This is a genomic window from Cellulomonas fimi ATCC 484, assembly GCF_000212695.1.
GTDB classification, from domain to species: domain Bacteria; phylum Actinomycetota; class Actinomycetes; order Actinomycetales; family Cellulomonadaceae; genus Cellulomonas; species Cellulomonas fimi.
Map to the genome: position 1 here is coordinate 1,353,715 of NC_015514.1, position 26,106 is coordinate 1,379,820.

Here is a 26,106-nt window from a genome sequence, read left to right on the forward strand (position 1 = left end):
GGACGGAGGCGGACGCATGAAGGTCGTCGTGGTGGGCGCGAGCGGCAACGCGGGCACGGCGCTGCTGCGCCGGCTGCACGGCGACCCGACGGTGACGTCCGTCGTCGGGGTGGCCCGGCGCACGCCGCGCACGACACCGCCGCCGCCGTACGACGTCGCGTCGTGGGTGTCGGTCGACGTGGGGGCGCGCGGCCCGGACGACGAGGTCGTCGCCGCGCTCGCCCGGGCGTTCGCGGGCGCCGACGCGGTCGTCCACCTCGCGTGGGCGATCCAGCCCAGCCACGACCGGCAGCGCCTGGCCGACGTGAACGTCACCGGCACGCGCCGTGTCCTCGAGGCGGCCGTCCGTGCGGGCGTCCCGCACGTCGTCGCGGCGTCGTCCGTGGGCGCGTACTCGCCCGCGCCGGACGACGTGCCGCGCGCGGAGGGGTGGGCGACGGACGGGATCCGCAGCTCGCAGTACAGCGTCGACAAGGCCGCGCAGGAGCGGCTGCTCGACGAGTACGACGAGTCGCACCCGGACCTCGCCGTCGCCCGGCTGCGCCCCGCGCTCATCTTCCAGCGCGCCGCCGGGTACGAGATCACGCGGCTGTTCCTCGGGCCGTTCGTGCCCGAGCGGGTGCTCGGCGGGAAGGTGCCTGTGCTGCCGTGGCCCGCGGGCGTGCGGCTGCAGGCCGTGCACGCGGACGACGTCGCCGAGGCGTACCGGGAGGCGGTCGTGCGTCAGGTGCGCGGCGCGTTCAACGTCGCGGCGCCGCAGGTGCTGCGCGGCGAGGACGTGGCGCGGGTCGTCGGGGGCGAGGGCACACCGGTGCGCGAGGTGCCCGTGCCGGTCGTGCGCGCGGCCATGGCGACCGCGTGGCACGCGCGCGCCCTGCCCGTCGGACCGGGCTGGCTCGACATGGCGGTGAACGCGCCCGTGCTCGACACGACGCGCGCGGAGCGTGAGCTCGGGTGGCGCGCGTCCTGGTCGGCCGTCGACGCCGTGCGCGACGTCGTCGAGGGCATGGTCGACGGCGCCGGCACCGCGAGCCCGCCGCTGCTCCCGCGGGACCTGCCCCGCCGCCGCTGACGCGACGCGCGGGCGATCGGGCAGGATCGGCCCATGACGCCTGACGTCTCACCCGAGCGGCACGTGTACGGACCCGTCGACGCTCCCGTCACGATCCTGGAGTTCGGCGACCTGGAGTGCCCGTACTGCCGGGCCGCGGGCCCGGTGCTGCGCGAGGTCGTCGACTCCTCCGGCGGGCTCGCGCGGCTCGTCTGGCGGCACTTCCCGCTGTTCGAGCTGCACCCCTACGCGCTGACCGCCGCGCTCGCGACCGAGGCCGCGGCGGCGGTCGGCCGGTTCTGGGACCTGCACGCGGTGCTGCTGGAGCACCAGGACCGCCTGACCGAGCCGGACCTGCGCCGCTACGCCCGCGACCTCGGCCTCGACCCGGGCACGGTCGCGGGCGACGCGGTGCAGGCGTACGCGCCGGCGATCCAGGCGGACTACGCCGCGGCCGTCGAGCGCGGCGTGCGGGGGACGCCGACGATCCTGGTCGACGGCGTCGTGCAGCCTGGCCGGGCCCGCGTCGACACCCTTCTCGCGGCCGTGCGAGCAGCGGGAGCGCGCGCCGGCGGGTGACCCGGGCGCGCACGCGGGGCGTGCGGCACCATGGCCGGATGACCACGGACACGCCGATCCCCGTCCCGCGCGCCGCGCTCGTCACCGGTGCCGGACGCGGCATCGGCCGGGGAGTCGCGCTCGGCCTGGCCCGGGCCGGGTGGGCGGTCGCGCTCGTCGGCCGCACGCGCGCGCACCTGGACGACGTCGCCGACGAGGCCCGCGCGACCGGCGCCCGCGTGACCGTCGCCGCCGGCGACCTGGTCGACCCCACCGCGGTCGAGGACGTCGTCGCGCGCGTCGAGACGGCGTTCGAGGACCTCGGCGGCGTGGGTCTGCTCGTCAACAACGCGGGCGTCATCGAGCGCGCGGAGGTCCCGTTCGACGAGGACGACGTCGAGGACGCGTGGCGCGTGGTCGAGACCAACGTGCGCGGCCCGATGCTCGTCACGCACGCGGTGCTGCCGGCCATGCTGGCGCGCGGCGGCGGGCGCGTGCTCAACGTGAACTCGGGCGCCGGGGTCAACGCGAGCCGGGCGTACACCGGGTACGGCATCAGCAAGGGCGCGCTGGCGCGGCTGACCACGCTCCTCGACGCGCAGTACCGCGAGCGCGGGCTGCGCGTGCTCGACCTGGCCCCCGGGGTCGTCGCCACGGACATGACGGGCGCGATGCCCGTGCACGACGACCGCACCGAGTGGACGCCCGTCGAGGACGTCGCGGAGCTCGTGCGGGCCTTCGGCGACGGCGAGCTCGACGCGTGGAGCGGCCGGTTCGTGCGCGCCGGGGCCGACACCGTCGCGTCGCTGCGCGCGGCGACGGCGGACGCGCTGCGGACCGACGCGCGGCGGCTGCGGCTGAGCACGTGGGGGCCGGACGACCCGCTCGCGTGACCGGTCGCGCACCCGCGCGCACTCGGTGAGGATCAGGCGATGGACACCTCGCCGCTGCGCCTCGAGTACACCGTCCCGTGCCCGCCCGGGGTGGCGTTCGACCTGTGGGTGCAGGAGATCGGGCGCTGGTGGCACCCGGACTACTCGCCGGACCCGCACGGGTTCCGCGGGGCGACGATCGAGCCGTGGATCGGAGGCCAGGTGCTGCTCCAGGACGAGCGCCTCGGCGCGGTCCCGGTGGGGACGGTCACCGAGGTCGACCCGCCGCACCGGCTCGTGCACACGTCCGTGCTCGGCGTCGACGAGCAGCACCCGACGACGGTGACCGTGTCGTTCGCGCCGCTCCCCGACGGCGGGACGCTCGTCGCGTTCGAGCACGGCGGCTGGACGCCGCAGAACGTGTCGTCACGCGAGAAGTTCGCCGAGTGGCCGCGGATCCTCGACCGGTACGCGGCTCTCGCGACGGAGCGGCACGGCTGACCCGGCCGGACGGAGGGGGTCGCGTCAGTCGGGCGCGCGCCACGGCAGCGGCGGCAGGGCGGGCGGCGGGCCGTCCCCGCCCGGCGAGCACAGCGGCAGCCGCTCGCCCAGCCAGCGCAGCAGCACCGAGCCCGCGACGGCCGCGACGAGCGACCCTGCGAGGATGCCGATCTTCGCCTCGGACAGCAGGGCCGGGTCGTCGCCGAACGCGAGCTGCGCGATGAACAGCGAGATCGTGAACCCGATCCCGGCGAGCACCGCGCCGCCGAGCAGGTGCCCGTACCGCACGCGTCCGGGCAGGTCGCCGAGGCCCAGCCGGATCGCGAGCGTCGCCGCGCCGGTGATGCCCACCGCGTTGCCGACGACGAGCGCGACCGCGACGCCGATCGTCACGCGCGAGCGGGCCGCGTCCGACAGGGCGTCCGCGTCGAGGACGACCCCCGCGTTGGCGAGCCCGAACAGCGGGACCACGACGTAGGCGGACCACGGGTGCAGGATCCGCTGGAGCCGGTCGCTCGTCGGGACGGCCGCACGTGCCGCGAGCTCCGCGAGGTGCTCACGCTCGGCCGTCGTGTCGTCGACGAGGTCGCCCGCGTAGCCCGCGACCGCCTCGACGTGCTCGCGCTGCGGCACGGTCGCCGGGACGAGCAGCCCGACGAGGACGCCCGCGAGGGTCGCGTGCACCCCCGACGCCTGCACCGCGAGCCACAGCGCCACCCCCGCGAGCACGTAGGGCGTGAGCTGCCAGACGCGCAGCCACCGCATGACGACCATCGCCCCGACGACCACCGCCGCCGTGCCGAGCGCCACGAGGTCGACGTCGTCGGTGTAGAAGACCGCCATGACGGTGATCGCCCCGATGTCGTCGACGATCGCGAGCGTCAGCAGGAACAGCCGGAGCCGGTCGGGGCACGCGGGCCCGAACAGCGCGAGCACGCCGACGAGGAACGCGGTGTCGGTCGACATGACGACGCCCCAGCCGTGCACCGCGTCGGTGCCGGCGGTGAACGCGACGTAGATGAGCACGGGCACGAGCAGCCCGCCGACGGCGCCGAGCGCGGGAACCGCGACGGTCCGCCTGTCGCGCAGCTCCCCGGTCGTCGCCTCGCGCGCGATCTCCAGGCCGACGACGGCGAAGAACACCGCCATCGCGGCGTCGTTCACCCAGTGGTGCAGGTCCAGGTCGAGCGACATCGGGCCGACGTGGAAGCCGGCCGTGGTGTGCCACAACGCCTCGTAGGCGTGCGACCAGGGGGAGTTGGCCCAGACGAGCGCGAGGACCGTCGCGGCGAGCAGGACGAGTGCGCTGCCACCCTCGGTGGCGAGGTAGCGGCGCACGGGCGGGCTGAGGGCGGGGACCCGGACGCGCAGCGGGGGACCGGGTGTGGTGGGAGGGGCGGCCACGGCCCCAACGTCGCAGGTGGCACGCGTCGACGCAACGCCCGTCCGCGCAGGACGAACACGCGGCGCGTCGGCGTCAGAGGTGCTTCTCCGGGTCGCCGCGCAGCTGCGCGACGTGGTCGGGCACGTACGTCGAGAGCTCGCGCGGGGGTCGCTGGTAGCCGTTCGACGCCGCGGGCCGGTCGGGCAGGTGCACCTCCTCGTGCGGCACGTCGGTGTACGGGATCGTCGAGAGCAGGTGCGCCATCATGTTGAGCCGCGCGTGCTTCTTGACGTCGGACTCGACGATGAACCACGGGCTGCCGGGCACGTCGGTGTGCACGAGCATCTCGTCCTTCGCCCGGGAGTACTCCTCCCATCGAGAGATCGACTCCAGGTCCATGGGGCTCAGCTTCCACTGCCGCACGGGGTCGTTGAGCCGGGACCGGAACCGGCGCAGCTGCTCGGCGTCGGACACCGAGAACCAGTACTTGCGCAGCAGGATCCCGTCCTCGACGAGCATCTGCTCGAAGATCGGCGTCTGACGCATGAACCGCGTGTACTCCTGCGGCGTGCAGAAGCCCATGACCTTCTCGACGCCCGCGCGGTTGTACCAGGAACGGTCGAACAGCACGATCTCGCCCGCGGCGGGCAGGTGCGAGACGTACCGCTGGTAGTACCACTGCCCCTTCTCCCGCTCCGTGGGTGTCGGCAGGGCGGCGATGCGCACGACGCGGGGGGACAGGTACTCCGTGATGCGCTTGATCGTGCCGCCCTTGCCGGCCGCGTCGCGGCCCTCGAAGACGACCACGACGCGCGCCCCGGTGTGCCGCACCCACTGCTGCACCTTGACCAGCTCGGCCTGGAGCCGGAACAGCTCGGCCTCGTAGACCTCGTCGGGGATCTTGTTCTTGCCCTTGTCCTTCGAGGGCTTGTCGCCCTTCGGCTTCTTCGCCATGTCCGGACGCTACTGCGGGCCGGGCCGCGGCGCGGCTCGACAGCGGATGATCCGCGGCTGCGTCTCGACGGGGCTCTGCGATCCGCATCTGCGGCGCTACGCTCGGCCTCGTGACGCGCTTCCGGATCAGCGACGCCGCCGCGCTGCTCGGCGTCAGCGACGACACCGTCCGGCGCTGGGTCGACGCGGGGACCCTCGACGCCGCTCCCGACGAGGCGGGGCGGGCGACGGTCGACGGCGCGGCGCTCGCGGCCGTCGCCGTCGAGCGTGCCCACGCACCCGCGGACCCGACGACGCGTGGCACGTCCGCCCGCAACCGGCTGCCCGGGCTCGTGACCCGCGTCGTGACCGACACGGTCATGGCGCAGGTCGAGATGCAGTGCGGACCGTTCCGCGTCGTGTCGCTCATGTCCAGCGAGGCCGTGCGCGAGCTCGGGCTGGAGGTCGGGTCGCTCGCGGTCGCGGTCGTGAAGGCGACGACGGTCGTCGTCGAGACGTCGGGCGGGAGCCGGTGACGGTGCGTCGGGCGTCCCGCGGGCCGGGGTGGCCGCGGGCGTCGCGCGGGGCCGTCGCCGTCGCGCTGGTCCTCCTCGCGGGGTGCTCGGCCCCGGCGCCCGGGCCGGCGTCGACCTCCGGCGCCGCCACGAGCGGGGACGGCGGGGGGCTCGCCGGCACGGTCACCGTCCTGGCCGCCGCGTCGCTCCAGGCCGCGTTCGACGAGCTCGCCGCGGACTTCGAGGCCGCGCACCCGGGCGTCGACGTGCGGCCCGTCTACGACGGCTCGGCGACGCTCGCGACGCAGCTCCTCGAGGGCGCCCGCGGCGACGTGCTCGCGACCGCCGACGAGTCGACCATGGCGACCGTCGTCGACGCAGGGCTCGTCGACGGCGCGCCGGAGGTCTTCACGACGAACACGCTGCAGGTCGTGGTGCCCGCCGGGAACCCGCAGGACGTCCGTTCCGTCGCGGACCTGGCCGACCTCGCGTCGTCCGGCGGCCACGTCGTGCTGTGCGCCCCGCAGGTGCCGTGCGGCGCCGCGGCGCGCACGGTGCTGACCGCCGCCGGGGTGAGCCTCGCGGCGGCGAGCGAGGAGCAGAACGTCACCGCGGTCCTCACCAAGGTCGCCGCGGGGGAGGCCGATGCCGGGCTCGTGTACCGCACCGACGTGCGCGCGGCCGGGGACGAGGTCGAGGGCGTCGACGTCGACGAGGCCGCCGACGTGGTGAACCGGTACCCGATCGGCGTGCTCGCGGCCGGGACCCGCACGAGCGCCGACCAGGCCGTCGAGCGGGCGTTCGTCGACCTCGTCCTGTCGGACGCCGGTCAGCGGGTCCTCGCCGCGCGCGGGTTCGTCGCTCCGTGACCGTGACCGTGACCGGGACCGCGACCGCGACCGCCGAGCCAGCGGCGGGGGCGCGTGCCGACGCCCGGCAGGTCGGCAGCACCCCGCTGCTGCTGCGCGTGCCGGCCGCGCTCGCCCTCGGGCTGCTCGTCCTGCCCGTGGTGGCGCTCGTCGTGCGGGCCGACTGGCGCTCCCTGCCCGCCGACGTCTCGTCGCCCGAGGCGCTCTCCGCCCTCGGCCTGTCGCTCGCGACGTCGACCGCGTCGACGCTCGCGTGCCTCGTCCTCGGTGTGCCGCTGGCCGTCGTGCTCGCCCGGTCGCGCGGCTGGACCGCCGACGTGCTGCGGGCGCTCGTCACGCTGCCGCTCGTGCTGCCCCCCACGGTCGGCGGCATCGCGCTGCTGTTCCTCCTGGGCCGCCGCGGCCTGGTCGGGCAGGCGCTCGACACGTGGTTCGGGCTGACCATCCCGTTCACGACCCTGGCGGTCGTCGTCGCGCAGACGTTCGTCGCCATGCCGTTCCTCGTGCTGGGGGTCGAGGGTGCGCTGCGCACCGTCGGGACCCGGTACGAGACCGTCGCCGCGACCCTGGGCGCCGGCCGGTGGACCGTGCTGCGCCGCGTGACGCTGCCGCTCGTGGCGCCCGGCCTGGTCAGCGGCACCGTCCTGTGCTTCGCGCGGGCGCTCGGCGAGTTCGGCGCGACCGCGCTGTTCGCGGGCAGCACCGCGGGCGTCACGCGCACCATGCCGCTCGCGATCTACGCCGCGTTCAACGGCGCGGGCGTCTCGCAGGGCACCGCGGTCGCCCTCTCGCTGCTGCTCGTCGCCGCCGCCGTCGCGGTGCTGCTCGCCGCGCGCGCCTGGCGCCCGGGTCGGGCCGCATGACCCGCGACGCGCTCGTCGCGGACGTCCGCCTCCGGCGGGGGGCCCTGACGCTGGACGCCGCCCTGGCCGTGGAGCCGGGCCGCGTGCTCGCCGTGCTGGGCCCCAACGGCGCCGGCAAGTCCACGCTGCTCGACGTCCTCGCGGGCCTGCTCGCCCCCGACGACGGCGAGGTCCGCACCGGCGGACGCGTCCTGAGCCGGCGGCACCGCGGGGCGGGCGACCTCCTCGTGCCGCCCGAGCGCCGGTCCGTCGGGCTGCTCGGGCAGGACCCGCTGGTCTTCCCGCACCTGTCGGCGCGCGACAACGTGGCCTTCGCCGGGCGTGCGCACGGGCTCGGCGCACGCGCGGCCCGGGCGGACGCCGACGACTGGCTCGCGCGCGTCGGGCTCGACGGGCTCGGCGACCGGCGGCCCGCGGACCTGTCGGGCGGTCAGCGGCAACGGGTCGCCCTCGCGCGGGCGCTCGCGGCCCGACCCTGCGCCCTGCTGCTCGACGAGCCCTTCGCGCAGCTCGACGTCCGGACCGCCGCCGCGCTGCGGGACGTCGTCCGGCAGCAGGTGCGCGCGACGGCCACCGCGGTCGTCCTGGTCACGCACGACGCGCTCGACGCGCTCACGCTCGCCGACGACCTGCTCGTGCTCGTCGACGGAACCGTCGTCGAGCGCGGCGTGCCCGCGCAGGTCCTGGCCGACCCCGCGCACGCGTTCACCGCCGCGCTCGCGGGCACCAACCTGCTCGTGGGCACGGTGGCCGGGGCGGGGGACCGCACGGTCCTGGCCACGGCCGACGGCCTGCGCGTCCCCTGCCCGCCCGGGCTCGCCGCGGGCACCCGTGCGCAGCTCACGTTCCCCCCGAACGCCGTCACCGCGACCCCGGGTGCCCGGCCCGACCCGGCACCCGCCGTCCCGCACCGCGCGCCCGGCGGCGCGGTCGCCTGGCAGGCGTGCGTCGTGGACCTGGAGCCGGGCACGACCGGGGTGCGCGTGCGCACGACGGGTGACGTGCTCGTCGACGTGCCACCCGCGTCCCTGCAGGACCTGGACCTGCGCGTCGGCGCCCCCCTCACGCTCACGGTCCCCCGGGAGGCCCAACGCCTCCGCGCCCACCCCTGACGTCCTACCCCCGACCCCACCTCGTCCTCGGGCGCGCGCCATCGGCGCGAGGACGCGACGCGCCGGTGTCGCGCGCGTGGTGGTGCCGCCGTCTCGAGCCCCTCGGACGGCGGGGGTGGGGGCGAGAACTCACAGGGGGCGGCGGGTGGCGGTGCGGGAAAGGTTCCCGCCGCGCAACGCGGGCGGTGCGTCGGGGGAAACACGGGATTCGTAGCGTCGCCTGCGTCCGAGCCCCCACCCCCTCCCGGAGGTCCCCATGGCCACACCGCTCGCGACCACCGACGCCGAGGCGTCGACGCCCACGACCACCGCGACCCCCGCAGTCGCGACCGGCGCCCCGCTGACCGTCCGCCCCGGCCGCTGGATCGACGGCTGGAACCCGGAGGACGCCGGGCAGTGGCGCTCCGTCGGCAAGGCGATCGCGTCGCGGAACCTGGGCCTGTCGGTGTTCGCCGAGTTCCTCGGCTTCGCCGTGTGGGCGCTGTGGAGCATCGTCGTCCCGCAGCTGCCCGCCGCGGGGTTCGCGCTGACGGTCGACCAGATGTTCTGGCTCATCGCCGTGCCGAGCCTCGTCGGCGCGTCGCTGCGCATCCCGTACACGTTCGCGGTGCCGCTGTTCGGCGGGCGGAACTGGACGATCGTGTCCGCGCTCCTGCTGCTGGTCCCGACGAGCGCGCTCGCGGTCGCGGTGCAGAACCCGCAGACGCCGTTCGGTGCGCTGCTGGCGATCGCGGCGCTCGCGGGCGTCGGCGGCGGCAACTTCGCGTCGTCCATGGCGAACATCTCGTTCTTCTACCCGGAGGCGGAGAAGGGCAAGGCGCTCGGCCTCAACGCGGCGGGCGGCAACATCGGCACGGCCGCGGTGCAGTTCGCGGTGCCGCTCGTCATCGTCGCGGGTGCCGGTCTGCAGCTCGAGCGCGCGGGGCTCATGTTCATCCCGCTCGCGCTGGTCGCGGCGTTCCTGGCGTGGCGGTTCATGGACAACCTGTCGAACGCCAAGGCCGACCCGCGCTCCTACGGCGTCGCGACGCGCGAGAAGCACACGTGGATCATCTCGTTCATCTACATCGGCACGTTCGGCTCGTTCATCGGGTTCTCCGGGGTGTTCCCCACGCTGCTCAAGGCGCAGTTCCCCGAGGTGACGCTGTCGATCGCGTTCGCGGGCGCGCTCGTCGGCTCGATCGCGCGGCCGCTCGGCGGCACGCTCGCCGACAAGCTCGGCGGTGCGCGCGTGACGATCGCCGCGTTCGCGGTCATGGCGCTCGGTACGGTCGGCGCGATCCTCGCGCTGCGGGCGCACCACTTCGGCGCGTTCTTCGTCTCGTTCCTGCTGCTGTTCGTCGCGACGGGCGCGGGCAACGGCTCGGTCTACCGGATGATCCCGGCGGTCTTCCGGTTCGGGGCCACGGACGACGAGACCCGGGCGCGGCGCGCCAAGGCGGCCGCAGGCTGCATCGGCATCGCGGGCGCGGTCGGCGCGATCGGCGGGTTCCTCGTGCCCCGCGGGTTCGCCGTGTCGACGTCACTCACCGGAAACATCCAGGCGGCACTGTGGGTGATCGTCGGGACGTACGCGGTCATGGCCCTCGTCACGTGGGCCGTGTACCAGCGCCGCGGCTCGGCGTTCGGCTCCACCGTCATCTGACCCTCGGCGCTACCGGAGGACATCGCAGCGTGACGGCCATCACGACCGCGCAGCACGAGCACACGTCGACGACGCAGGTCGCGACCGTGTGCTCGTACTGCGGTGTGGGGTGCGGGGTGCTGCTCGACGTCGTCGACGACGCGTCGGGCCGCACCGTCCGCAAGGCGAGCGGGGACCGCGCGCACCCGTCGAACGCGGGGCGCCTGTGCACGAAGGGGGCGACGAGCGCCGACCTGTTCACGGCCGGCGGGCGGCTGTCGACGGCGCTCGTGCGCGCGGAGCGCGGGGCCGAGCCCGCGCCGGTCGGCGTCGACGACGCGATCGCGACGGTCGCGGCGCGGCTGCGGGCGATCGTCGACGAGCACGGGGCCGACGCGGTCGCGCTGTACGTCTCGGGGCAGATGAGCATCGAGGCGCAGTACCTGGCGAACAAGCTCGCGAAGGGCTACCTGCGGACCAACCAGATCGAGTCGAACTCGCGGCTGTGCATGGCGAGCGCGGGCACGGGGTACAAGCTCTCGCTCGGGGCGGACGGGCCGCCCGGGTCGTACGAGGACCTCGACCACGCGGACGTGTTCCTCGTCATCGGCGCCAACATGGCCGACTGCCACCCGATCCTGTTCCTGCGGCTGCTCGACCGCGTGAAGGCGGGCGCGAAGCTCATCGTCGTCGACCCGCGTCGCACGGCCACCGCGGACAAGGCGGACCTGTTCCTGCAGGTGAGGCCGGGGAGCGACATCGCGCTGCTCAACGGCCTGCTGCACCTGCTCGTCGAGGCGGGGGCCGTCGACGAGGAGTTCGTCGCCGAGCACACCGAGGGCTGGGACGCGATGCCCGCCTTCCTCGCGGACTACCCGCCGGACCTCGTCGCGCAGGTCACGGGCGTACCGGAGGCGGACCTGCGGGCCGCGGCCGCGATGCTCGCGGGCACGAAGGACTGGGTGTCCTGCTGGACGATGGGCCTCAACCAGTCGACGCACGGCACCTGGAACACGAACGCCCTGGTCAACCTGCACCTCGCGACGGGCGCCATCGGCCGGCGCGGCGCGGGGCCCTTCTCGCTCACGGGCCAGCCCAACGCCATGGGTGGCCGCGAGATGGGCTACATGGGCCCGGGACTGCCCGGTCAGCGGTCGGTGCTCGACCCCGCGGACCGCGCGTTCGTCGAGGACCTGTGGGACCTGCCCGAGGGGACCATCCGCGCGGACGGCGTCGGCCGGGGGACCGTCGAGATGTTCGAGCGCATGGCCGCGGGCGAGATCAAGGCGTGCTGGGTGATCTGCACCAACCCCGTCGCGTCGGTCGCCAACCGGCGCACGGTCATCGAGGGCCTCGAGCGCGCCGAGCTCGTCGTCACGCAGGACGTCTTCGCGGACACCGAGACCAACGCGTACGCCGACGTGGTCCTGCCCGCCGCGATGTGGTCCGAGGCCGACGGTGTCATGGTGAACAGCGAGCGGACCATGACGCTCGCCCGCCGCGCGCTCGACCCGCCCGGCGAGGCGCTGCCCGACTGGCTGCTGATCGCGCGCGTCGCGACCGCGATGGGCTTCGACGGGTTCGGCCACACCTCGTCGCGCGAGGTGTTCGACGAGATCCGCCGCACCACCAACCCGCGCACGGGCTACGACCTGCGCGGCGTCTCCTACGACCGACTGCTCGACGGCCCCGTGCAGTGGCCCGCCGCGCCGGACGGCCCCGCGCGCAACCCGCTGCGCTACCTCAACGACGGGGTGAGCCAGCCGCTGCACGTGCGCCCCGACGGCACCCGCCCGCGCCTGGTCTTCCCCACGCCGTCCGGCCGTGCCGTCTTCCACCCGCGCCCGCACCTGCCCGCGGCCGAGCTGCCCGACGACGACTACCCGTTCCTGCTCAACACCGGGCGCGTGCAGCACCAGTGGCACACCCTGACCAAGACGGGCAAGGTCCCGCGCCTGACGAGGCTCAACCCCGGCCCGTTCGTCGAGCTCCACCCCGACGACGCCACCCGGCTCGGCGTGCGCGACGGCGCGAGCGTCGAGGTCGCCTCGCGCCGCGGCCGCGCCGTCCTGCCCGCGGTCGTCACCGAGCGTGTCCGCCCGGGGGCCCTGTTCGCGCCGTTCCACTGGAACGACCTGTTCGGCGAGTACCTGTCGGTCAACGCCGTGACGAACGACGCCGTCGACCCGCTGTCGTTCCAGCCCGAGCTCAAGGTGTGCGCGGTCTCGCTCACCCTCGTCGCGCCGCCGCCCGAGGAGCCGGCGGGGACGCCCTCCGCGGTGGACGCGGACCGCGGGGAGCCCGCCCTGGCCCGCGCGACCTCGGAGGACCGGGCCACCGGGGCGGGCCTCGTGGACGCCCTGCCCGACACCGCCCCGGCCTCCGACGGTGCGAGCGCGATGCGCGCGCTCGCCGCGGCGCTCGGCCTCGACGACTTCGGACCGCCGGTCCTCGGCGACGACGAGCGGCGCTACCTCGCGGGCTTCCTCGCGGGCCTCGGCGGCGGCACGCCCGGCACGCCCGTGCTGCCGCCGACGGCACCGCTCGACGGCACCGCCGCGCTGTGGGTCGACGGCCTGCTCGCCGGCATGTTCTCCCGCGCGCCGGAGCAGGCGTCGCGGCCCGGGGCGGTCGCGCCGCCCGCGCCCGTCGTCGCGCCCCCGCGTCCCCTCGTGGTGCTCTGGGCCTCGCAGACCGGCAACGCGGAGGAGCTCGCAGCCCAGGTCGCCGCCCGGCTGTCCGACGCGGGCCGCGCCCCGCAGGTCCTCGCGATGGACGAGGCCGTCGGTGCGCTGCCGCGGCGTGCCGATCTCGTGGTCGTGACCAGCACGTTCAGCGACGGTGACGCGCCCGACAACGGTGCCGCGTTCTGGGAGGCGCTCGCGGACCCCGAGGCGCAACGCCTCGACGGCGCACGCTTCGCGGTCCTCGCTCTGGGGGACTCCTCGTACGACCAGTTCTGCGGGCACGGCCGCCGGGTCGACCGCCGCCTCGCGGAGCTCGGTGCCGAGAGACTCGTCGAGCGTGCCGACTGCGAGCCGGGCGACGACGACACCGCGCGGGCGTGGATCGAGAGCGCGGTGGCGGCCCTGACGGCACCGGACGGGACGTCGCCCGCCGCAGGCGTCACGGCGCCGGGCGGCCCGGTGCTCGACGGCACGGCGCCAGGCGGCCCGGTGCTCGACGGCCCGGTGCTCGACCGCACGGTGCTCGACGGCCCGGTGGTCGAGGGGCCGGTGGTCGCCGGAGCGGACGGCCGTCGTGCGACGGCCGCAGCGCCCGCGGCCGCGGGCGACCTGAGCGTGCCGCACCCTGCCTCCGCACGGGAGCCGGGCGGCGAGGCCGCTGTCGTCCGGGCGACGCGCTCCGCGCCCGGCCGTGCGCGCCTCGTCGGCAACCGGCTGCTCAACCTGCCGGGCTCGGCCAAGGAGGTCCGCGAGCTGTGGTTCGACACCTCCGACAGCCCGGCGCTGCTGGAGTACGCCGCGGGTGACGCGCTCGCGATCCGGCCCGTCAACTCGGCGACGCTCGTCGAGGAGTGGCTCGCTGCCACGGGCGTCGACGCGGGCGCTCCGGTCGAGGTGGACGGCGTCGGGACACGCGCGTTCGCGGACGCGCTGCGCACCGAGCTCGACGTCACGCGCGCGTCGCAGGACCTGCTGCGGTTCGTCGCCGACCGGTCCGGGAGCGAGCGCCTGCGGCGGCTGCTGCGCGCCGACAACCGCAACGACCTCGCCAAGTGGCTGTGGGGGCGGCAGGCGGTGGACGTCGTCGCGGAGTTCGGCGTCCAGGCGAGCGCGCAGGAGTGGGCGACGGTGCTGCGCCGGCTGCAGCCGCGGCAGTACTCGATCTCGTCGAGCCCGCTCGTCGACCCGCACCGCATCCGGCTGACCGTCTCGGTGGTGCGCTACGACGGCCCGACGGGCGCGGCGCGCGGCGGGGTGTGCTCGTCGTTCCTCGCGGACGCGGGGACGGACGTCGAGGTCGCCGCGTTCGTGCAGCCGTCGGCGCACTTCCACCCGCCGCAGGACCCGACGGTGCCGATGGTCATGGTGGGTCCGGGCACGGGCGTGGCCCCGTTCCTGGGCTTCCTCGCGGAGCGCCGCGCGCTCGGGCACTCGGGCGACAACTGGCTGTTCTTCGGCGAGCAGCACGCGGCGACGGACTTCTACTACCGCGACGAGCTCGACGGCCTGCGCGACGACGGCCTGCTCACGCGCCTCGACACCGCGTTCTCCCGGGACCAGCGCTCGAAGGTGTACGTGCAGGACCGGATGCGCGAGCACGGCCCGCAGCTGTGGTCGTGGCTCGAGCGCGGTGCGCACCTGTACGTGTGCGGCGACGCGTCCCGCATGGCGAAGGACGTCGACGCGACGCTCCGGGAGGTCGTCGCGGTGCACGGCGGCCTCGACGCCGACGGGGCGTCCGCGTACGTCAAGCGCCTGACGACGGACCGCCGCTACGCGCGCGACGTCTACTGACCGGGCGCGGGCCGCTCGTTCGACCTGACGGGCGGGCGTCGCCCGGGCGGCGCGACGGGGCGAGCGTCGGTCAGTCGACCGTCAGCGTGAGCGTGTCGTAGCCCGTCGCGCCGTCGGGCACGACGTCCTGCTGCTCGCCGGTCTGCGGGCCGTCGGGGTCGAACGCGCGGACGAGCAGCCGGTGCTCACCGGGCTCGGCCCGCCACGTCCACCGCCAGTGCCGCCACGTGTCGACGCCGCCGTCGCCCGCGAGCTCCGCGTCCTGCCAGGCGCCGTCGTCGACCCGCACCTGCACGCGCGTGACGCCCCGGTGCTGCGCCCACGCCGTCCCGGCCACCACGACGTCGCCCGCCGCGACCCGTGCGCCCGCGCGCGGGACCTCGAACCGCGACTGCGTCTTCACCGGCCCGCGCTCGGACCAGCCGCGCTCGGTCCAGTACGCGCTCGCGGCGTCGAACCGCGTGACCTCGAGGTCGACGACCCACTTCGTCGCCGACACGTACCCGTACAGACCGGGGACGACCATCCGGACGGGGAACCCGTGCTCCGGTGGGAGGGGAGCGCCGTCCATCGCGACGGCCAGCAGCGCGTCCCTGTCGTCGGTCAGCACCTCCAGCGGGGTGGACGCGGTGAACCCGTCGACGCTGCGCGAGAGCACCATGTCGGCCTCGGCGGTCGGCCGGGCGCGTGCGAGCACGTCCCGGATCGGCAGCCCGAGCCAGCGCTGGTTCCCGACGAGGTCGCCGCCCACGGGGTTGGACACGCAGGCGAGCGTCACCCACGCCTCGACGAGGTCGGACCCCAGCAGCTCGTCCCAGGTCAGCTCGACCTCACGCTCGACGAGCCCGTGCACGCGCAGCCGCCACGTCGCGGGGTCGACCTGCGGCACCACGAGCGCGGTGTCGATCCGGTAGAACGCGTCGGTCGGCGTGGCCCACGGCCCGACACCCTCGACCTGCACGTCGGCGGGCACGGGCGCGGCGGTGCGTGCGGGCGCGGGCAGCCGGATCGCGTCGCGCACCGCCTGGACGCCCCGCCGCGACGCGCCCGCGACCCGCCCGAGCGCGACCCCGAGCAGCCCGGCCGCGCCCGCGACGCCCACGCCGACGAGCAGCGCGCGCCGGCTCGGACCGGACGCGGACCCCTCGTCGGCGGGAGCCCGCACGCGGTCGCCGTCCGTGGGACCGGCTCCGTCGGGCAGCCCGGCCCTCGCGCGCGCGGGCCGGTCGACGTCGGCGGCCGTCGATGCGTCGTCGGGGATGCGCCGCACGAGGGCGCGCAGGGTCAGCAGCCCGGCCGCTGCCCCCGCGACGGCGGGCAGCGGGGCCAGCACCCCCGCGTCGGGACGGGCCATCGCGGCGAGCCCGGCGACGGCGCCGAGCGCGACGACGAGCGTGGCGCCCCACGCCCAGCGGCGGTGCGCCAGGACGCCCGCCAGCGCGGCGAGCAGCGCGAGCACGAGCACCTCGCCGCCGCCGAGGACGGCCTTGTCCGCGGTGCCGAAGGTGCCGGCCGCCCAGTCCTTGAGCCACGCGGGCGTGGCGTCGACGAACGCGGCGCCGACGGCGACGAGCGGGTCCGAGGACGCGCCGGTGAGCGCGGCGACGAGCGCACCGGTCCCGACGGTGACCGCACCGGCGGCGACGCCGGCGAGGGCCGCGTCCGCGTCGGACCGCCGCAGGGCCACGGTGCGGCCCGTCAGATCGCGGGGGAGTCGAGGGCGGCGGGGACGTGCGCGCCGTGGCCGGCGTCGCGGAGCGCGGAGCGCACGCGCCCGGCTGCCGCGTCGAGGTCCTCGGCGGGCACGTCGTGGCGCGCGTTCGCGAAGGTCAGGCTCGACTCGTCCCACGCGGGCAGCACGTGCAGGTGCAGGTGCGGCACCTCGAACCCGGCGACGAGCAGCGCGACGCGCGGCGCGGACCACGCAGCCTGCTGCGCCTGACCGATCGTCCGGGCCACGCGCGTGAGGTGCGCGAGGACGTCGTCGGGCGCCTGGGTCAGCTCGACGATCTCCGCGCGCGGCACGACGAGGGTGTGCCCGTCGGTGATGGGGGCGATGGTCGTGAACGCGACGGCGACGTCGTCGGCCCACACGAAGCGTCCGGGGATCTCGCCGTCGATGATGCGCGTGAACAGGGTGGTCATGCGCCCACGCTAGGCCGCGGTCGTCGTGCCGCGCAGCGCGTCCCGCAGCTTCATGCGGCCGCCCGAGTGCAGCACCGCGTTGGCGTAGACGCGCCCCGCGAACCACACGAGCACGGGCACGAGCGCGAGCGACAGGGCGACGGCGACGAGGATCTCCCACGTCTCGACCGCGCCGAGCGCGACGCGCACCGGCATGATCATGGGCGCGCAGAACGGCACGAACGACAGCCACCGCACGAGCGGGTTGTCGGGGTCCCAGGGCGTGATGCTGATCGCGATCATGTACGGCACGATCATGAGCCAGATGACGGGCCCGATCACGGCGCCGACGTCCTCCTGGCGGGAGACGAGCGCGGACAGCGCGCCGAGCAGCAGCGCGTACATCGCGAACCCGATGACGAACCAGATCAGCGCCCACGCCGCGGTCGCGCCCAGGTCGAGCGTGCTGGAGTCGAGCAGCCCGAACGCGAGCGCCGTCCCCCCGCCGGCGAGCACGACGAGCGCCACCTGCCCGAGCCCGATGACGCCGATGCCGAGGACCTTGCCGGCCATGAGGTGCGTCGGGCGCAGCGTGGCGAGCAGCAGCTCGACGACGCGGCTCGTCTTCTCCTCGACGACGCCCTGCGCGACGATCTGCCCGGCGGTCATGAGACCGATGAACAGCAGGATCCCGGCGAGGTAGCCCGCGGCGACCTGCGCGCCGTCGACCTCGGGCGTCTGCTGCAGCGAGGTGACCTCGGGCGCGGCGCCCGCGACCTGCACGGCGACCTCGGCGGGGTCGCCCCCGAGGTCGGTGACGGCGTCGGCGAGCGCGAGCTGCTGCGCGAGCGAGGCGAGGACCGCTTCGAGCGGCTCGGGGACGCTCTCCTGCACGACGACCGTGAGCGGGCTCGTCCCGGTCACGACGAGGTCGAGCTCGCCGTCCGCGACGAGGTCCTCGCCCGCGGCCGCGTCGGCCACGTCGTGCGTCTCGACGGGGACCCCCGCGGCGTCGGCGGTCGCGGTCAGCGGCGCGGCGGCGGACGACGCGGCGGGGACGAGCCCGACGGCCTGCGGCTCGGGCGTGCGGTTGCTCACGAGCCCGATGACCACACCGCCGACCACGACGGCGGCGACGAGCGCGACCGTCGTCCACAGGAACGCCTTGGACGTGAGCCGCGTGCGGATCTCGCGGCCGGCGACGAGCCGGATCGCGTGCCACGTGCCGAGGTCGCTTGTGCTCGTGCTCATGCGCGGTCTCCCGCCTGCGCGGTGGCGTCGCTCGTGACGACGTGCCGGTACAGCTCGGTCAGGGTGGGCCGCTGCACCGCGAACTCGCGCACGGCGCCGGCGGCGAGCGCGGCGCGCAGGACGTCCTGGTCGACGTCGGCCGGTGCTCCGGGTGCCGCCTCGACGACCGTGCGGCCGTCGCTGCTCGCGTCGCCCACGTGGCGGACGGTCGGCACGTGCGCGAGCCACCGGTCGGGCGGCGGCCCGTCGACGACCCACCGCCGCGACCCGGTGGTCCGCAGCTCGTCGATGCCCCCGACCGCCACCATCGACCCGGCGCGGACGATGCCGACCCGGTCGGACAGCCGCTCGACGAGCTCGAGCTGGTGCGAGGAGAAGATGACGGGGACGCCCGCGGCGGCCTGCTCGCGCAGCACCCCGCTCATGACGTCGACGGCGACGGGGTCGAGACCCGAGAACGGCTCGTCGAGCACGAGGATGTCGGGCCGGTGCACGAGTGCCGCGGCGAGCTGCACACGCTGCTGGTTGCCGAGCGAGAGCTTGAGCACCTCGTCGTCGCGCCGCGCCGCGACGCCCAGCACGTCGGTCCAGCGCTCCATCGACGTGCGGGCCGCGGCGGGGTCGAGGCCGTGCAGCCGCGCGAGGTAGACGAGCTGCTCGCCGACCTTCATGCGCGGGTAGAGGCCGCGTTCCTCGGGCATGTACCCGATGCGACGACGGACCGCGTGGTCCACGGGCCGTCCGTCCCAGGACACCGTGCCGGAGTCCGCGGCGAGGACGCCGAGCGCGATCCGCATGGCGGTCGACTTGCCCGCGCCGTTGGAGCCGACGAAGCCGAAGATCTCCCCGGCGCGGACCTCGAACGTCAGGCCGCGCAGCGCCTGGACGGTGCCGTACGACTTGGTGAGTGCGTCGAACGCGAGGCTGGACACCCTTGCGATCCAACCAGACCGGGCCGGTCAGCGGGAGCGTTCGCGGGCCATCTCCTGCAGCGCGAGGACGGTCCGCCAGTTGCGCGCCGTCCCGACCCGCCCGGCCGCGCGGGACAGCACGTCGAGCGTGAGCCGCGAGCGGCCCTGCCCGGTCGGGTAGTGCACGTACGCCTCCGTGCCGTGCCAGACGACGACCTCCTCGCCGTAGCGGGACGCGTCGAACGAGCGCACCGACGCGACGTCGGGCACGCCGTCCCAGCAGCACACGACGACGTGCGTCGGGTCCTCGCGCGCCTGCGCGGCGAACGGCAGGACGCCGACGAGCCGGTCCCACTCGGCCGCGGTGCGCGTGACGACGGGTACGTCGAACCCGAGCTCCTCGTGCAGCGCGCGCGACAGGCCGGTCGCGACGTCGGCCGCGGATGCGCCGCCGCCCGGCACGAGCACGACGTTCCCGCTGTTCGCGTACGTCGCGACGTCGGTGTGCCCGAGGCCCTCGGCGGCGGCGCGCAGCTGCGCGGCCTTCACGGTGCGACCCCCGACGTTGACGGCCCGCAGCAGGGCGACGACGGCACTCATGCGCACCAGCGTGGCAGCAGCCGCCCACACCCGCGCGACTCACACCGGCGGGGGCCGGGCTGTGCGAGAACCGTTCCGCCGAGGTAACGCGTCCGCACCCGTGGCCGAAACACGTGGTTCCTACCGTCGGAGCACGCCCTCGTCCCTACCCGACGGAGCCCCCCATGAACTCACGTCATCTCGTCGTCGTCGGCGGCGGCATGGTCGCCCAGCGGCTCGTCGAGGCGCTCCGCGACCGCGACGCGGCCGGCACCTGGCGCATCACGGTCCTCGCCGAGGAGCCGCGCCGCCCGTACGACCGCGTGGCCCTCACGAGCTACTTCTCGGGCCGCAAGCCCGAGGAGCTCGAGCTCGGCGACGCCGCGCTGTGGGACGACCCGCTCGTGACGCTGGTGCGCGACGACGCGGTCACGGCCGTGGACCGCGACGCCCGCACGGTCACGGCGGCGTCGGGCCGCACGTACGCCTACGACCACCTGGTGCTCGCCACGGGGTCGTACGCGTGGGTCCCGCCCACGGAGGGCGCCGACCTGCCGGGGGTCTTCGTCTACCGCACGATCGACGACGTCGCAGCGCTGCGCGGGTACGTCGAGAAGCTCCAGGAGGACCTGCGGCGACCCGTGCGCGGCGCGGTCCTGGGCGGCGGCCTGCTCGGCCTGGAGGCCGCGGGCGCGCTGCACGCGCTCGGCGCGCAGGCCACGGTGCTGCAGGTCGGCTCGCACCTCATGGACACGCAGCTCGACCTGGGCGGCGGCGAGGCGCTGCGTCGGCTCATCAACGCCATCGGCATCGGCGTCCGGGTCAACGCCATGACGGTCCGCATCCGCCCGCACCGGCGGGGCGGCGTGGGGCGCCTCGACCTCGCCGACGGCGGTCGCGTCGACGCGGACGTCGTGGTCGTCGCCGCGGGCGTGCGGCCGCGCGACGAGCTCGCGCGCGCGGCCGGGCTGGAGGTCGGCCCCCGCGGCGGTGTCGTGGTCGACGACACGTGCCTGTCGTCGGACCCGGCGGTCTCGGCGGTCGGCGAGGTGGCGTGCATCCAGGGCGCCTGCATCGGGCTCGTCGCCCCGGGGTACGCGATGGCCGAGGTCACCGCGGACCGTCTGCTGGGCGGGGCGGCGGAGTTCCCCGGGGCGGACACCGCGACCAAGCTCAAGCTCGCCGGCGTGGACGTCGCGAGCTTCGGCGACGCGTTCGGCCGCACCGAGGGTGCGCTCGAGCTCGTCTGGGCCGACCCGGTCGCGGGCGTCTACAAGAAGCTCGTCATGTCGGACGACGCGCGCACGCTGCTCGGCGGCGTCCTCGTGGGCGACGCGTCCGCGTACGCGAGCCTGCGCCCGATGCTGGGCCGCGAGCTGCCGGGCGACCCGGCCGCGTTCCTGCTGCCCGAGGGCGGCGGGTCCGGTGCGCCCGACCTCGAGCTGCCCGACGACGCGGGCGTCTGCTCGTGCAACAACGTCTCCGCGGGCACCATCCGGGCGGCCGTCACGGAGCACGGCTGCACCGACGTGGGTGCCGTCAAGGCGTGCACCAGGGCCGGCACGTCCTGCGGCTCGTGCCTCCCGCTGGTCAAGAAGCTCGTCACGACCGAGCTGTCCAAGCAGGGCATCACCGTGAGCAGCGCGCTGTGCGAGCACTTCGCGCTGTCCCGCGCGCAGCTCTACGACGCCGTCCTGGTCTCGGGCGTGCGCTCGTTCACCGAGGTCGTCGAGCGGTTCGGCACCCGGGCCGAGGGGCGCGGCTGCGACATCTGCAAGCCGGCCGTCGCGTCGATCCTCGCCACGACCGCCCCGGCGCACGTCCTGGAGGGCGAGCGCGCGGCGCTGCAGGACACCAACGACCACGTCATGGCGAACCTCCAGAAGGACGGCTCGTACTCGGTCGTGCCGCGCATCCCCGGCGGGGAGGTCACGCCCGAGGGGCTCATCGCGATCGGCGAGGTCGCCAAGGACTTCGGGCTCTACACGAAGATCACGGGCGGCCAGCGGATCGACATGTTCGGCGCCCGCATCGACCAGCTCCCGCTCATCTGGCAGCGGCTCGTCGACGCCGGGTTCGAGTCGGGGCACGCGTACGGCAAGTCGCTGCGGACCGTGAAGTCGTGCGTCGGCTCGACGTGGTGCCGGTTCGGCGTGCAGGACTCGGTGGCGCTCGCGGTGCTCCTCGAGCTGCGGTACCGCGGCCTGCGCTCGCCGCACAAGCTCAAGATGGGCGTCTCCGGCTGCGCACGCGAGTGCGCGGAGGCCCGCGGCAAGGACGTCGGCGTGATCGCGACCGACAAGGGCTGGAACGTCTACGTCGGCGGCAACGGCGGCTTCACCCCGAAGCACGCGGTGCTGCTCGCCGAGGACCTGTCCACCGAGGACCTCATCCGCACCATCGACCGGTTCCTCCTGTACTACATCCGCACCGCCGACCGCCTGCAGCGCACCGCGCCGTGGCTGGAGGAGCTCGAGGGCGGCGTCGACGCGCTGCGCGGCGTGGTCCTCGAGGACACGCTCGGCATCGCCGCGGACCTCGACGAGCAGATGGCCCGCCACGTCACCGAGTACGAGGACGAGTGGCGCGCGACGCTCGAGGACCCGGAGAAGCTGCGCCGGTTCGCGTCCTTCGTGAACGCCCCGCAGACGGCCGACCCGTCGCTCGCGTACGTCCCCGAGCGCGGCCAGGCCCGACCCGCCACCGCCGACGAGCGCGACGCCGCGCTGCGCGGCGAACCCGTCCTCGTCGCCGGCACGACCCTGGAGGTGCGCGCATGACCGTCTCGGAGACCCCCACGCTGCCCGAGCTGCGGCAGACCGGCTGGCAGCCGGTGTGCGCGCTGCGGCACCTCGCCCCGGAGCGCGGGGCGGCGGCCATCTTCGGCGAGCACCAGGTCGCCCTGTTCCGGCTCGTCGACGACCGCGTCCTCGCGGTCGACCAGCACGACCCGTTCAGCGACGCGTACGTCATGTCGCGCGGCATCGTGGGCTCGCGAGCGGTCGACGGGGTCGAGGTCCCGACCGTCGCGTCGCCCATGTACAAGCAGGTGTTCGACCTGACGACGGGCCGCTGCCTCGACCCGGCCGGCAAGGTGCCCGCACGGGGCCTGCCCGCGGACCTGCGCGCCTTCCCGGTGCGCGTGGTGGACGGCGTGGTGGAGGTCGAGCTGCCCGACGGGCCGGTGGAGCCGTGACCACCATGCTCGGCGTCGACCTGCGGGGCCGGCGCGTCGTGGTGGTCGGGGGCGGCCCGGTCGCGGCCCGCCGGGTGCAGGGCCTGCTCGCCGACGCCGCGCAGGTCGTCGTCGTGGCGCCCGCGCTGTGCGAGGTGCTCGCGGACATGCACCGCTGGGGCCTCGTCGAGTGGCGCTCCCGCGAGGTCGAGCCGAGCGACCTCGACGGCGCGTGGCTCGTGCACACCGCGACGGGCGACCGCGCGACCGACGACGCCGTCGTGGCGTGGGCGTCGCAGCGGCACACGTTCTGCGTCGACGCGGGCACGGGCACGCAGGGCACCGCGCGCACCCCGGCCACGACGCGGCACGACGAGGTCCTCGTCGGCGTCGTCTCGACGGGCGCACCTGACCCGCGGCGCACCGCCGCCGTGCGCGACGCGGTCGACGCGCACCTGCGCGAGGGCCGCGTGGACCTGCGCCGGCACCGCCCGGGCCCGGGCCGGGTCGTCCTGGTGGGCGGCGGTCCGGGGGCCCTGGACCTGCTGACGCTCGGCGCCCGCCGCGCGATCGCGCAGGCCGACGTCGTCGTGACCGACCGCCTCGGTCCGGTCGGGGTGCTCGACGAGCTCGCGCCCGGCGTCGAGGTCGTGGACGTGGGCAAGTCCCCGGGCCACCACCCGGTCCCGCAGCACGAGATCAACCGGATCCTCGTCGAGCAGGCCCGCCGCGGCCGGGTGGTCGTGCGGCTCAAGGGCGGCGACCCGTTCCTGTACGGCCGCGGCGGCGAGGAGGTCCGCGCGTGCCGTGAGGCCGGCGTGGCCGTGGAGGTCGTGCCCGGTGTCTCGAGCGCGCTCGCCGCGCCCGCGGCGGCCGGCATCCCGCTCACGCACCGGGGCACCGTCGGAGCCGTGCACGTGATGAACGGGCACGACGGCTGGTCGTCCGCGGCGCTCACCGGCCTGCGCGACGCGTCGTGCACGGTCGTCGTGCTCATGGGCGTCACGGTGCTGGCGGACCTGACCGCGCAGGCGGTCGCCGAGGGCGTGGACCCGGCGACGCCGGTCGCGGTCGTCGAGGACGGCACCCTGCCGACGCAGCGCGTGACGCGCGCGACGCTCGGCGACGCCGCGGCCCGGGCGGCCGCCGTCGGCGTCCGCGCCCCCGCCGTCGTCGTCATCGGCGCCGTCGCGGCGCAGGGGCTGCTCGACGCCGAGCCCGAGGACGCCCCGACCGCCCACGACGGGCCGGCCGCGGCCGCCGCGGAGGTCCCGCCGCGCACCGCGTCGGCGGGCAGCGGCACCGCCCCGGTCGTCCCGCACGACACAATGGCCTCGTGAGCGAGCCGATCGACCAGACCCTCGCCGGGTGCGTCGTCCTGATCACCGCCGACCGTCGGTCGGCGGAGCTCGCTGCCGCCCTCGGCCGCCGCGGTGCCACCGTGCGGCACGCGCCGGCGCTCGGGATGGTGCCGCACATCGACGACGCCGCGCTGCTCTCGGGCACGCGGTCGCTGCTCGCCGACCCGCCGGACACGGTCGTCGTGACGACGGGCATCGGCTTCCGCGGCTGGATCGAGGCCGCCGACGCGGCGGGTCTCGCCGAGCCGCTGGTCGAGATGCTGCGGGGGACCCGGATCGTGGCGCGCGGCCCCAAGGCGCGCGGCGCGATCCAGGCCGCGGGCCTGACCGCCGACTGGGTCGCCGAGTCGGAGACGAGCGCGGAGATCGCGCAGGTCCTGCTCGACGAGGGCGTGGCCGGGCACGACATCGCCGTGCAGCACCACGGTGCGGGAGCCGACGGTCTCGACGAGGCGTTCGCGGCCGCGGGCGCGCGCGTGCGCAGCCTGGTCGTGTACCGGTGGGGGCCGCCGCCCGACCCGGCGGTCGTCACGTCGTCGGTGCGCGCGGTCGCCGGGGGCGAGGTCGACGCGGTCGTGTTCACGTCCGCGCCGGGCGCCGCCGCGTGGTGGGAGGCCGCCGACGCGGAGGGCGTGGCCGACGACATCGTCCACCACTGCCGTGCCGAGCGGGTCGTCATGGCCGCCGTCGGCCCCGTGACCGCGCGGCCGCTGCTCGACCGCGGGGTCGAGCCCCTCGTCCCGGACCGTGGCCGGCTCGGCTCGCTGGTCCGCACGCTCGTGAGCCACTACGGCGGCATCCAGGCGCTCGCCACGGTCGCGGGGCCGTTGCGCGTCTACCGCGGCGCGGCCGTGCTGGACGGTCACGTGCTGCCGCTCACGCCGAGCGGGCTCGAGGTGCTCCGCCTGCTCGCCGGGGCGCGCGGCTCGGTCGTCCCGCGGGACCAGGTGCTGGCCGTGCTGCCCGGCGAGTCGAAGGACCCCCACGCGGCGGAGGTCGCGATCGCCCGGCTGCGGGAGGCGACCGGGAGCCGGGCCCTGATCCGCACGGTCGTCAAGCGTGGCTACCGGCTCGAGCTCGAGGAGACCGCATGACCAGCGCGCTGCACGCCGAGGGCGGGGCTGCCGTCGCGACGGGGCCGGTGCTCGTCGGCTGCTCGCACGGCACGGACAACCTGCAGGGGCGCGAGGCGATCCGCTCGATCCTCGCCGACGTCGCCGCGACCCGCACGGACCTGCGCGTCCGTGAGGCGTTCGTCGACGTGCAGGTGCCGGAGGTCGGCGCGGTGGTCGCCGACGCGCTCGCGGAGCAGCGCGGGGGAGTCGTGGTCGTGCCGCTCCTGCTGTCGGTGGGCTTCCACGTGAAGGTCGACATCGCGGCCGCGGTGGACCGTCCGGGCGCCGCGGCGACGGGCCCGCTGGGGCCGGACCCGCGGCTCGTCGACGTCCTCGTCGAGCGCCTGCACGACGTCGGCCTGCGCCCGGACGACTCGGTCGTGCTGGCCGCCGCCGGCTCGACGGACTCCGCGGCCGCGCTCGCGGTGGAGTCGGTCGCCGCAGGCCTCGCGGACCGCCTGTCGCAGCCGGTTACGATCGGGTACGGCGCGGGTGCCGAGCCGCGGGTCCCCGCGGCGATCGCAGCGGCGCGTGCGGACCTGCGTCCCGGGGGGCGGGTCGTGGTGGCCTCCTACCTGCTCGCCCCCGGCTTCTTCTACGACCGTGTCCTGGCCGCCGGTGCGGACGTCGTGAGCCGCCCGCTGGCGCCCGACCCGCGGCTCGCGGAGATCGTGCTCGACCGCTACGACGCGGTCGCCGCCGACCTCGACGCCCCGGACGTCGCGAGCGTCTGACCTGCGACGGAGGCCGCGCTGCGGCCGTGGACGCAGGGGAGCCAGCAGGTGGACAGGGGCTTGCGCCCGGCAGGAGCGGCACCTAGGAATGCC

Annotated in this window: 22 protein-coding genes; 15 read left to right on the forward strand and 7 right to left on the reverse strand. The window is 75.8% G+C overall.

Features of this window, described 5'->3' with window-relative positions:
• Positions 1-16 precede the first annotated feature (16 nt).
• The 4 genes from CELF_RS06260 to CELF_RS06275 are packed head-to-tail and all read left to right on the forward strand — an operon-like array spanning position 17 to position 2,982.
• A complete protein-coding gene (locus CELF_RS06260; RefSeq protein ID WP_013770408.1) occupies positions 17-1,072 on the forward strand; it encodes an NAD-dependent epimerase/dehydratase family protein in 1,056 nt (351 codons plus the stop codon).
• Positions 1,073-1,105: 33 nt separating this feature from the next.
• On the forward strand, positions 1,106-1,630 hold the full coding sequence (locus tag CELF_RS06265; RefSeq protein WP_013770409.1) for a DsbA family protein: 525 nt from the start codon (positions 1,106-1,108) through the stop codon (positions 1,628-1,630).
• Between the two features lie 38 nt (positions 1,631-1,668).
• Positions 1,669-2,502, forward strand: a complete 834-nt coding sequence (locus CELF_RS06270) for an SDR family NAD(P)-dependent oxidoreductase (RefSeq protein ID WP_013770410.1) — start codon at positions 1,669-1,671, stop codon at positions 2,500-2,502.
• A 39-nt stretch (positions 2,503-2,541) separates the two neighbouring features.
• The gene (locus tag CELF_RS06275) at positions 2,542-2,982 is read left to right on the forward strand and encodes an SRPBCC domain-containing protein (RefSeq protein WP_013770411.1); all 441 of its coding nucleotides are present in this window, start codon (positions 2,542-2,544) and stop codon (positions 2,980-2,982) included.
• A gap of 24 nt (positions 2,983-3,006) precedes the next feature.
• On the opposite strand, the gene nhaA is transcribed toward CELF_RS06275, so the two are convergent.
• On the reverse strand, positions 3,007-4,386 hold the full coding sequence (gene nhaA / locus CELF_RS06280; RefSeq protein ID WP_013770412.1) for a Na+/H+ antiporter NhaA: 1,380 nt from the start codon (positions 4,384-4,386) through the stop codon (positions 3,007-3,009).
• Between the two features lie 73 nt (positions 4,387-4,459).
• Positions 4,460-5,320 (reverse strand): polyphosphate kinase 2, encoded by an 861-nt coding sequence (gene ppk2 / locus CELF_RS06285; RefSeq protein ID WP_013770413.1) that lies wholly within the window; start codon positions 5,318-5,320, stop codon positions 4,460-4,462.
• A 110-nt stretch (positions 5,321-5,430) separates the two neighbouring features.
• Between ppk2 and CELF_RS20775 the strand changes: the two genes are divergently transcribed.
• From CELF_RS20775 to CELF_RS06315, 6 genes are all read left to right on the forward strand, one after another.
• Positions 5,431-5,835, forward strand: a complete 405-nt coding sequence (locus CELF_RS20775; RefSeq protein WP_013770414.1) for a TOBE domain-containing protein — start codon at positions 5,431-5,433, stop codon at positions 5,833-5,835.
• A 2-nt stretch (positions 5,836-5,837) separates the two neighbouring features.
• Positions 5,838-6,683: a molybdate ABC transporter substrate-binding protein gene (gene modA / locus CELF_RS20780; RefSeq protein WP_013770415.1), complete on the forward strand. Its 846-nt coding sequence runs from the start codon at positions 5,838-5,840 to the stop codon at positions 6,681-6,683.
• On the forward strand, positions 6,680-7,546 hold the full coding sequence (locus CELF_RS06300; protein ID WP_013770416.1) for an ABC transporter permease: 867 nt from the start codon (positions 6,680-6,682) through the stop codon (positions 7,544-7,546). Before modA ends, CELF_RS06300 begins: the two co-directional genes overlap by 4 nt.
• The gene (locus tag CELF_RS06305) at positions 7,543-8,658 is read left to right on the forward strand and encodes an ABC transporter ATP-binding protein (RefSeq protein WP_013770417.1); all 1,116 of its coding nucleotides are present in this window, start codon (positions 7,543-7,545) and stop codon (positions 8,656-8,658) included. Before CELF_RS06300 ends, CELF_RS06305 begins: the two co-directional genes overlap by 4 nt.
• A 256-nt stretch (positions 8,659-8,914) precedes the next feature.
• Positions 8,915-10,303 (forward strand): MFS transporter, encoded by a 1,389-nt coding sequence (locus CELF_RS06310; RefSeq protein WP_013770418.1) that lies wholly within the window; start codon positions 8,915-8,917, stop codon positions 10,301-10,303.
• A gap of 29 nt (positions 10,304-10,332) precedes the next feature.
• Entirely contained in the window at positions 10,333-14,763 is a 4,431-nt protein-coding gene (locus tag CELF_RS06315; RefSeq protein ID WP_013770419.1) for a bifunctional nitrate reductase/sulfite reductase flavoprotein subunit alpha, read from the forward strand.
• 70 nt (positions 14,764-14,833) lie between these two features.
• Here the strand turns inward: CELF_RS06315 and CELF_RS06320 are convergent, their stop codons facing one another.
• From CELF_RS06320 to CELF_RS06340, 5 genes are read right to left on the reverse strand one after another with little or no spacing between them, the layout of a single operon-like run.
• Positions 14,834-16,450, reverse strand: coding sequence for a molybdopterin-dependent oxidoreductase (locus tag CELF_RS06320; protein WP_013770420.1), 1,617 nt, complete (start codon positions 16,448-16,450; stop codon positions 14,834-14,836).
• Between the two features lie 11 nt (positions 16,451-16,461).
• A complete protein-coding gene (locus CELF_RS06325) occupies positions 16,462-16,908 on the reverse strand; it encodes an HIT family protein (protein ID WP_013770421.1) in 447 nt (148 codons plus the stop codon).
• Between the two features lie 9 nt (positions 16,909-16,917).
• Positions 16,918-18,138, reverse strand: coding sequence for an ABC transporter permease (locus CELF_RS06330; RefSeq protein WP_013770422.1), 1,221 nt, complete (start codon positions 18,136-18,138; stop codon positions 16,918-16,920).
• Entirely contained in the window at positions 18,135-19,070 is a 936-nt protein-coding gene (locus CELF_RS06335; RefSeq protein ID WP_013770423.1) for an ABC transporter ATP-binding protein, read from the reverse strand. The genes CELF_RS06330 and CELF_RS06335 overlap by 4 nt, the downstream gene beginning before the upstream one ends.
• 27 nt (positions 19,071-19,097) lie before the next feature.
• A complete protein-coding gene (locus CELF_RS06340) occupies positions 19,098-19,649 on the reverse strand; it encodes a DUF1697 domain-containing protein (protein WP_041553357.1) in 552 nt (183 codons plus the stop codon).
• Positions 19,650-19,813: 164 nt separating this feature from the next.
• Here CELF_RS06340 and nirB point away from each other — a divergent pair, with 164 nt between their 5' ends.
• From nirB to CELF_RS06365, 5 genes are read left to right on the forward strand one after another with little or no spacing between them, the layout of a single operon-like run.
• Positions 19,814-22,408 carry a nitrite reductase large subunit NirB gene (gene nirB, locus CELF_RS06345; protein ID WP_013770425.1) on the forward strand — a complete coding sequence of 865 codons (2,595 nt, stop codon included), beginning with the start codon at positions 19,814-19,816 and terminating at the stop codon, positions 22,406-22,408.
• A complete protein-coding gene (gene nirD / locus CELF_RS06350; protein WP_013770426.1) occupies positions 22,405-22,824 on the forward strand; it encodes a nitrite reductase small subunit NirD in 420 nt (139 codons plus the stop codon). The genes nirB and nirD overlap by 4 nt, the downstream gene beginning before the upstream one ends.
• A 5-nt stretch (positions 22,825-22,829) precedes the next feature.
• Positions 22,830-24,143, forward strand: coding sequence for a uroporphyrinogen-III C-methyltransferase (cobA, locus tag CELF_RS06355; RefSeq protein ID WP_013770427.1), 1,314 nt, complete (start codon positions 22,830-22,832; stop codon positions 24,141-24,143).
• Positions 24,140-25,258, forward strand: a complete 1,119-nt coding sequence (locus tag CELF_RS06360; protein WP_013770428.1) for a uroporphyrinogen-III synthase — start codon at positions 24,140-24,142, stop codon at positions 25,256-25,258. The genes cobA and CELF_RS06360 overlap by 4 nt, the downstream gene beginning before the upstream one ends.
• Positions 25,255-26,013 (forward strand): sirohydrochlorin chelatase, encoded by a 759-nt coding sequence (locus CELF_RS06365; RefSeq protein ID WP_013770429.1) that lies wholly within the window; start codon positions 25,255-25,257, stop codon positions 26,011-26,013. Before CELF_RS06360 ends, CELF_RS06365 begins: the two co-directional genes overlap by 4 nt.
• Positions 26,014-26,106: the final 93 nt, after the last annotated feature.